The 6,876-nt window shown below is 65.4% G+C and carries 9 protein-coding genes; 6 read left to right on the top strand and 3 right to left on the bottom strand.

Annotated elements, in window-relative coordinates; genetic code table 11:
- Positions 1 to 31 precede the first annotated feature (31 nt).
- Genes VZ95_RS11645 through VZ95_RS28850 form a run of 3 tightly spaced genes read right to left on the bottom strand, consistent with a single transcriptional unit; the run spans position 32 to position 2,939 of the window.
- Positions 32 to 253 (bottom strand): hypothetical protein, encoded by a 222-nt coding sequence (locus VZ95_RS11645; RefSeq protein WP_045775987.1) that lies wholly within the window; start codon positions 251 to 253, stop codon positions 32 to 34.
- Positions 250 to 2,016 (bottom strand): aminopeptidase N, encoded by a 1,767-nt coding sequence (gene pepN, locus VZ95_RS28855; protein WP_332308080.1) that lies wholly within the window; start codon positions 2,014 to 2,016, stop codon positions 250 to 252. Before pepN ends, VZ95_RS11645 begins: the two co-directional genes overlap by 4 nt.
- Positions 1,944 to 2,939 (bottom strand): M1 family aminopeptidase, encoded by a 996-nt coding sequence (locus VZ95_RS28850; protein WP_332308079.1) that lies wholly within the window; start codon positions 2,937 to 2,939, stop codon positions 1,944 to 1,946. The genes pepN and VZ95_RS28850 overlap by 73 nt, the downstream gene beginning before the upstream one ends.
- 25 nt (positions 2,940 to 2,964) lie before the next feature.
- Here VZ95_RS28850 and VZ95_RS28250 point away from each other — a divergent pair, with 25 nt between their 5' ends.
- The 6 genes from VZ95_RS28250 to VZ95_RS28240 all read left to right on the top strand — a co-directional run bounded on the left by VZ95_RS28250 (position 2,965) and on the right by VZ95_RS28240 (position 6,830).
- Positions 2,965 to 3,204, top strand: a complete 240-nt coding sequence (locus tag VZ95_RS28250; protein WP_198148256.1) for a DUF3572 family protein — start codon at positions 2,965 to 2,967, stop codon at positions 3,202 to 3,204.
- 1 nt (position 3,205) lies between these two features.
- Positions 3,206 to 3,370, top strand: a complete 165-nt coding sequence (locus tag VZ95_RS28245; protein WP_198148255.1) for a DUF3572 family protein — start codon at positions 3,206 to 3,208, stop codon at positions 3,368 to 3,370.
- Between the two features lie 146 nt (positions 3,371 to 3,516).
- Complete coding sequence (locus tag VZ95_RS11630) at positions 3,517 to 4,719, top strand: ABC transporter substrate-binding protein (RefSeq protein ID WP_045775986.1); 1,203 nt, start codon at positions 3,517 to 3,519, stop codon at positions 4,717 to 4,719.
- A gap of 7 nt (positions 4,720 to 4,726) precedes the next feature.
- Positions 4,727 to 5,878: a branched-chain amino acid ABC transporter permease gene (locus VZ95_RS25550; RefSeq protein WP_052711704.1), complete on the top strand. Its 1,152-nt coding sequence runs from the start codon at positions 4,727 to 4,729 to the stop codon at positions 5,876 to 5,878.
- Positions 5,770 to 6,594: an ABC transporter permease subunit gene (locus VZ95_RS25545; protein WP_232302632.1), complete on the top strand. Its 825-nt coding sequence runs from the start codon at positions 5,770 to 5,772 to the stop codon at positions 6,592 to 6,594. Before VZ95_RS25550 ends, VZ95_RS25545 begins: the two co-directional genes overlap by 109 nt.
- Positions 6,579 to 6,830 (top strand): ATP-binding cassette domain-containing protein, encoded by a 252-nt coding sequence (locus VZ95_RS28240; protein WP_045775985.1) that lies wholly within the window; start codon positions 6,579 to 6,581, stop codon positions 6,828 to 6,830. Before VZ95_RS25545 ends, VZ95_RS28240 begins: the two co-directional genes overlap by 16 nt.
- Positions 6,831 to 6,876 lie beyond the last annotated feature (46 nt).

The following is a 6,876-nucleotide window of genomic DNA, read 5'->3' as shown; positions in this document are numbered from 1 at the left end:
CAGCGCTGGCCCCGGCCATTCGGCCCAAGGCTCAACGCCAGCGCCAACAGGGCAGGAGAAAGACGAGCCCGGCCCACCGCAGCCGCCGCACCGCGTCGCGCCCCGGCCAGTTGCCGCTTCCCCAGGCTTCCCCGCCCAGCACCAGCAGCAGCAGCCCGAGGATGATCGGCAACGCCTGCGGAAAAAGCAGGCCGAGGCCTGCGAGTGCGGCAAGCCCGCCCTGCTTCAGCCGGTCGGGGAGCGTCAGCCTCACGCCACCAGGGCCTTTTCGACGATCTCCGTTACGTCTTTCGACAGGCCCGGCACTTTCCTAATCCGATCCAGCGCGCCGCGCATTAAGGCTTGCCGGGTCGGATCGAACTTCTTCCACGGCCCCAGCGGGGCGACCAGTCGCGCGGCGAGCTTGCCGTTGAAACCATCGATGGCGATCACCTGATCGGCGAGAAAAGCATAGCCCGCCCCGTCGAGTGCGTGGAACTGGGCGCGGTTGCCGGAGGTGAAGGCCCCCACCAGCGCCCGCACCTTATTCGGGTTCTTGCCGTCATACTCCGGATGGTCCAGCAGCGCGCGCACCTGTGCCAGCGTATCGGCGCGGCGGGAGAGGGCTTGCACGGTGAACCATTTATCCAGCACCAGCGCGTCATCGGCAAAATCGGCGCGGAAAGCGTCGAGAATCGCCGCGCGCTCCGGCAAATCGGTATCGACAATCGCCGTCAGCGCCGCCAGCCGGTCGGTCATATTGCCCGCCGCGCGGGCTTGAGTAGCCGCCTGGGCCAGGGCCGCCGGATCGCCGCTCGCGCACAAAAGATCGAGCGCCGCATTGCGTAACGCCCGCCGCCCGGCGGCCGCCGCTGTCGGCTGATAGGGGCCGGTGTCCGTGAACCGCTCGGCAATCAGGCGGAGTTCGGCGGCAAAGCTGCGGCCGATAGCGACGCGCAGGGCGTTGCGCGCGGCGTGCAGCCGGTCGGGGTGGACGATAGTCACCAGTTCGGCCAGATAGGCTTCCCCCGGCAGCGCCAGGCAGAGCGCGGCAAAAGCCGGATCGGCTTTCCCGTCCGGCGCGCCGGTGAAGGGCGCGAGGGTTGCCGCAATCAGCGCCGCCACCGTTTCCGGCAGATCGGCCCCCGGCGCGGCGTTCGCCGGATCGGCTTCGGCGAGCAGATGGCGCACGAGCACCGTTTGCCCCGCCTCCCAGCGCGCGAACGGATCGCTATCATGAGCCGCCAGAATCGCCAGCTCCGCATCGGTCCAATCGCGCTCCAGCTTCACCGGGGCGGAGAAGCCACGCAGCAGCGAGGGAATCGGATGCTCCGGCACATCGACGAACAGGAAGCTTTGCCGAACCTCGGTCAGCCGCAGCACGCGCGTGCCGATATGGGCGGCCACCTCGCCCACCAGCCGCGTCGGCAGTTCCGCCCCGGCAGGTGTAAGCAGCCCCATCGCCACCGGCATCAGGAAGGGAGCTTTCACCGGCTGGCCGGGCGTCGGTGCGCAAGCTTGGGTGAGGGTCAGCGTATAGATTTTCGTTTCGGAATCGTAACTATCGGAAACGCGCAAAACCGGCGTGCCCGCCTGGGAATACCAGCGCTCGAACTGGAGCAGATCGACATCATTGGCATCCGCCATCGCCGCGCGGAAATCGTCGCAGGTGACGGCCTGGCCGTCGTGGCGGGCGAAATAAAGGTCCATCCCGCGCCGGAAGCCCTCGGCCCCCAGGAATGTATGGTACATGCGCACCACTTCCGCGCCCTTATTATAGACTGTTGCGGTATAGAAATTATTGATTTCAAGGTAGGAATCGGGCCGCACCGGGTGCGCCGTCGGCCCGGCATCCTCGGGGAACTGGCTGGCGCGTAAGCCCCGCACGTTGGAAATCCGCTGCACCGCTGCCGAATTCATATCCGCCGAAAACTGCTGATCGCGGAAGACCGTCAACCCTTCCTTCAAGGAAAGCTGGAACCAATCGCGGCAGGTAACGCGGTTGCCGGTCCAATTATGGAAATATTCATGGGCGATGACGCTTCGATGCCCTGATAATCTAAATCGGTTGCGGTTTGGGCGTCGGCCAACACATATTTTGTATTGAAGACGTTCAGCCCCTTATTCTCCATCGCCCCCATATTAAAATCGCCCACGGCGACGATCATATAAATGCCGAGATCATATTCGAGGCCGAAAACTTCCTCGTCCCAGGCCATCGCGTGTTTCAGCGATTCCATCGCGTGCCCCGTCTTGGCGGCATCCGCTGCGCGCGTCCAGATTTCGAGCGCGACGGTCCGCCCGCTGCGGGTGGTGAAACTATCGGCGCTTTTCACCAGATTTCCGGCAACCACGGCGAACAGATAGGCAGGCTTGGGGAAGGGATCGTGCCAGACGGCAAAATGTTTCCCGCCCTCCATCGTTCCGCTTTCGATACAATTACCATTCGACAGTAGAACCGGGTAAGTCGCCGTATCAGCAATCAGACGGACGGTATAGACCGACAGAAGATCGGGCCGGTCCAGCCAATAGGTGATCTTGCGGAAACCTTCCGCCTCGCATTGGGTGCAGAGCATATCGCCCGAAGCGTACAGGCCTTCCAACTCCAGATTGGCGCTGGGATCGAGCGTGACGACGCTCACCAACTCGCCGCTTTCCGGTGGCGCGAGCAGCAGCAAGCCCGCGTCGGTCAGCCTATAATCCTGGCCTTCCACCAGCGCCGCCCCATCGAGCGCGAGGCTTTCCAAGGTCAGATTGCGCCCGTGTAATAGCAAAGCCTCGCCCGGCTGATACACCTCGGCGTCGCGTTCCAGGCGAATGCGCGCTTCAACCCGCGTTTGTTGGCGGTCGAGCCACAGGGTCAGCGCCACGCTCGGCAGCCGATAGAGCGGCGGGCGGTAATCGGCCAAACGGATCGGGGCAGGGGTCGAAGCGGGGGGAAGCGCAGAAGAATCGGCCACGATCAAATCCTTTAAAGCAAACCAGATGAAAGAGACCATTCCAGAGCCGGACGAAACCTGCAATCGGCTTTCCATGCCCTCGCATTTTTCAGCCCAGGGCGCTATTCTTGCGGCCATGCAGTTCCCGAAAGCCGACCGCGCACCCGTTTCAACCGCCGCCCGCGCCAGTGCCGAAACCCTGGCCTTGCAGGCGCTCGCCTGGATCGCCGCCGAACCCGACCGCCTCTCCGGCCTGATGGCGGACCACCGGCCTTTGGCCCGATGAGGTGCGCGCCCGCGCGAACGACCCGGCTTTTCTGGGCGGCGTGCTCGATTTCCTCTTAGGCGACGAAGCGCAATTGCTGGCCTTCTGCGCGGAAACCGAGATCGCGCCGGAGCTTCCGGCCCGGCTGCGCGCCGCTCTGCCCGGCGGCACCCCCGAAGCCCTGTAATCATTCGCCCACGAACGCTGTATTCGTATGCCCGTGCAGTTTGCGCGGGGCCGAGGCTCGGCGGTTCGGCTTGCTCCTCCGGCGAGAAAAACGCAAGGGTGCTCCTCTCGTTACGGCCTACCTGCCTGTCTTTAAGGAGCCCCCGGATGCGCCGCACCCGCCTTGCCGCCGCCCTCGCCGTCGCCCTCGGCGCGACCCCTGCTTTTGCCGCCGACCCCATCCGCATCGGCGAGATCAACAGCTATACGGCGCTCGCCGCTTTCACCCTGCCCTATAAGAAGGGTATCGAGCTTGCGCTAGAGGAAATCAACCGCGCGGGCGGCGTGCTCGGGCGGCCGCTGGAGGTGGTGTTCCGCGACGATGGCTTTAAACCCGCCGACGCCGCGCGCCACGCCGAAGAGCTGGTGACGGCGGAAAAGGTCGATCTTTTGGCCGGAACCTTCTCGTCGGGCACCGGGCTTGCCGTGGCCGATTACGCCAACCGGCAGAAAATTCTGTTCGTGGCGTCGGAGCCGCTGTCGGACGCGCTCGTGTGGGACAAGGGCTCGCGCTATGTCTTCCGCCTGCGCGCCTCCACCGCCATGCAGGCCGAAATGCTGGCCGCCGAAGCCGCCAAGCTGCCGGCGACGCGCTGGGCTACCGTTGCGCCGAATTATGAATATGGCACGGCGTTCGTTGCGGCTTTCAAACAAGCCTTATCCGCCAAGCGTTCGGACGTAACCTGGGTCGGCGAGCAATGGCCCGCCCAAGGTAAGCTTGACGCCGGGGCCACGGTGGAAGGCGTCGAATCGGCCAAACCTCAGGCGATCTTTAACGCTACCTTTGGGCCGGATCTGGCGCGGTTTGTGAAGGAAGGCAATAGCCGTGATCTGTTCAAGGGCCGCGCCGTGGTCAGCGCCCTCACCGGCGAGCCGGAATATCTCGACCCCTTGAAGGAGGAAACGCCAGAAGGCTGGATCGTTACCGGCTACCCCTGGTCCCAAATCGATACGGAAGCGCATCGATCCTTCCGAACTGCCTATGAGGCCAAGTTTAAGGAAAGCCCGCGCTTAGGATCGGTCGTCGGCTATACCACCATCCAAACCATTGCCGCCGCCCTCAAGAAAGCCGGATCGACCGAGACGGAAAAACTGATCGCCGCCTATCGCGGGTTGGAATTCTCAAGCCCCTTCGGCCCAGCAAAATTCCGCGCCGGGGATCATCAATCGACCCTCGGGGCCTTCGTCGGTAAAACCGCGCAGAAGGATGGGCGCGGTGTTATGGTAGACTGGCGCTATATCGATGGGGCCAGCGTTCTCCCCAGCGAAGATGAAGGCAACCGCCGCCGCCCCGCCGAGGCCAGAAACTAGGGTTTAGATGACGGAAACGCTGCAAACCCTGCTGTTTGTTCTGCTGAACGGGCTGGTCAGCGGCGGGGTTTTGTTTCTCATCGCCGCGGGGCTGACCCTGATTTTCGGGGTTAGCCGCGTGGTGAATTTCGCCCACGGCAGCCTTGCCATGCTGGGGGCCTATCTCGCCTATAGCCTGCTCGCCTATGTTCCCTACCCCGCCGCCATTCTGGGCGCGGTGCTGATCGTGGCGCTGCTGGGGGCGGGGATCGAGCGCAGCCTGATCCGCCCGCTTTCCCGCGCGCCCGAGTTGCTGCAACTGCTCGCCACCTTCGCGCTGGTGCTGATAATTCAAGACGCTGCCTTGGCGATTTGGGGGCCGGAAGATTTATTGGGGCCGCGCTGGCCCAGCCTGTCGGGCTCGATCACGCTGCTGGAGCGGCGCTACCCGGTCTATAATCTTTTCCTGATCGCTATCGCCGCCCTGGTCGCTTTCGGCCTGCACCGGCTGATGGGGCGGACGCGGTTTGGCATTCTCATCCGCGCCGCCACTCTGGACGCGCCGATGCTGGGCGCTTTGGGCGTCCGTGAAGATCATTTGCGCACTGCCGTTTTCGCCCTCGGGGCCGGGCTCGCGGGCCTCGGCGGCGCGCTACTGCTGCCCCGCGACGCCGCCCATCTGGGGCTCGATCTAACGTTGGTGGTCGATGCTTTCGTCGTGGTCGTTGTGGGCGGTTTAGGCAGCGTGGGAGGGGCGTTTCGCGCGGCTTTCCTGATCGGGCTCGTGCAATCGGCGGCCCTGGTGATCTGGCCGAAATCGAGCCTGGTGCTGCCCTTCCTGATTATGGCGCTGACGCTATGGCTGCGCCCGCAGGGGCTCGGCGGCAAACCGCCGCCCCCGCCGGGACCGCCCCCCTTGGCCGAACGCGCACCGCCGCTAAAACCCTGGTCGCTGAAGCAGAAACGAGCGCTCGCCCTCGGCCTGCTGGCGCTGGCGACCGCTCCGCTCTGGCTAGGCCTACTGCCCGGCTCCCCGCGCGCCTATGGGCTGCTGCTGCTGACCGAAATCCTGTGCCTCGGGCTGTTCGCCCTATCGCTGCACTGGTTGATCGGCGTCGGCGGGTTGCTGACGTTTGGGCAGGCGGCGTTCTTCGGCCTGGGGCCTATGGCTTGGCACTGACGCTGCCCCTCGCGCGGCTCGATCTGCCGGAAGGCGGCGCGCTCGCCGTAGGGCTGCTGGGCGGCGACGCTGATCGGCGGGCTCGGCGGACTCGGCGTCGGCGGGCTGGCCGTGCGTCTCTCCGGCGTGTCGCTGGCGATGGTCAGCCTCGCCGTAGCCCAAGGCCTTTGGTCGCTCGCCATTCAGGCGAAAGATTGGACCGGCGGCGACGATGGCTTGCTCGGCCTCACGCCGCGCGGGATTTTGGCCGATCGGGCCGCGTTCTTTTGGCTTGCCTTGGCACTGAGCCTGCTGGTCGGCCTCGGTCTGCGCCGCCTCAGCTTTGCGCCGACGGGAGCTTCTTACGCGCTTTCCGCGACCATCCGGGCCGAGCCGCCGCCTCCGGCCTCTCCCTCACGGCCATCAAACTGCGCGCCTTCGCCCTCGCCGGAGCCGTTGCCGGGCTCGCTGGGGGCTTGACGGTGCTAACGCGCGGCAGCGCCTTTCCGCAGCTCGCCAGCCTCAGCCAATCGGTCGACGGATTGGTGATGCTGGTTTTGGGCGGGCAATTCTCCGTGGTCGGCGCGTTCGGCGGTGCCGCGATCTTCCACACGCTCCATAGCGAACTCATCCGCAGCACGCCCTATTGGCGGGCGATCCTCGGCGGGGCGCTGCTCGCGCTGATTTTCGTCCGGCTCGCGTTGAAATCCGGGAGGCCGCGATGGTTTGGGCGCTAGAGGCCGACCGCCTTTCCGCCGCCTATGGCGCGCGCCCCATTCTGCACCCGCTCTCCCTACGCCTTGCTGCGGGCGAGCGGCTGGCGGTGATCGGCCCCAATGGCGCGGGAAAATCGACGCTCTTCGCCCGGCTGTGCGGACAGGTGCCGGTTGCGGGCGGCGATTTACGCTATTTCGACGCGCCGCTCCTCCCCCTCGCCCCCCGCCAAGCTGGCGCACATCGGCGTCGGGCGTAGTTTTCAAGTCCCGGCGCTGTTCGACTCGATGGGGGTGGAAGAGGCC

This window comes from Elstera litoralis, from assembly GCF_000963705.1.
Lineage (GTDB): Bacteria > Pseudomonadota > Alphaproteobacteria > Elsterales > Elsteraceae > Elstera > Elstera litoralis.
The sequence above is the reverse complement of the archived record's forward strand: the minus strand, read 5'-3'. Positions and strand labels throughout refer to the sequence as shown.

What these genes read in the sequence shown, in the direction of transcription:
- VZ95_RS11630 (WP_045775986.1), top strand. Translation starts at nt 3,517, where the DNA reads ATGCGCCGCACCCGCCTTGCCGCCGCCCTCGCCGTCGCCCTCGGCGCG.
- VZ95_RS28250 (WP_198148256.1), top strand. Translation starts at nt 2,965, where the DNA reads ATGAAAGAGACCATTCCAGAGCCGGACGAAACCTGCAATCGGCTTTCC.
- VZ95_RS28240 (WP_045775985.1), top strand. Translation starts at nt 6,579, where the DNA reads ATGGTTTGGGCGCTAGAGGCCGACCGCCTTTCCGCCGCCTATGGCGCG.
- VZ95_RS25550 (WP_052711704.1), top strand. Translation starts at nt 4,727, where the DNA reads ATGACGGAAACGCTGCAAACCCTGCTGTTTGTTCTGCTGAACGGGCTG.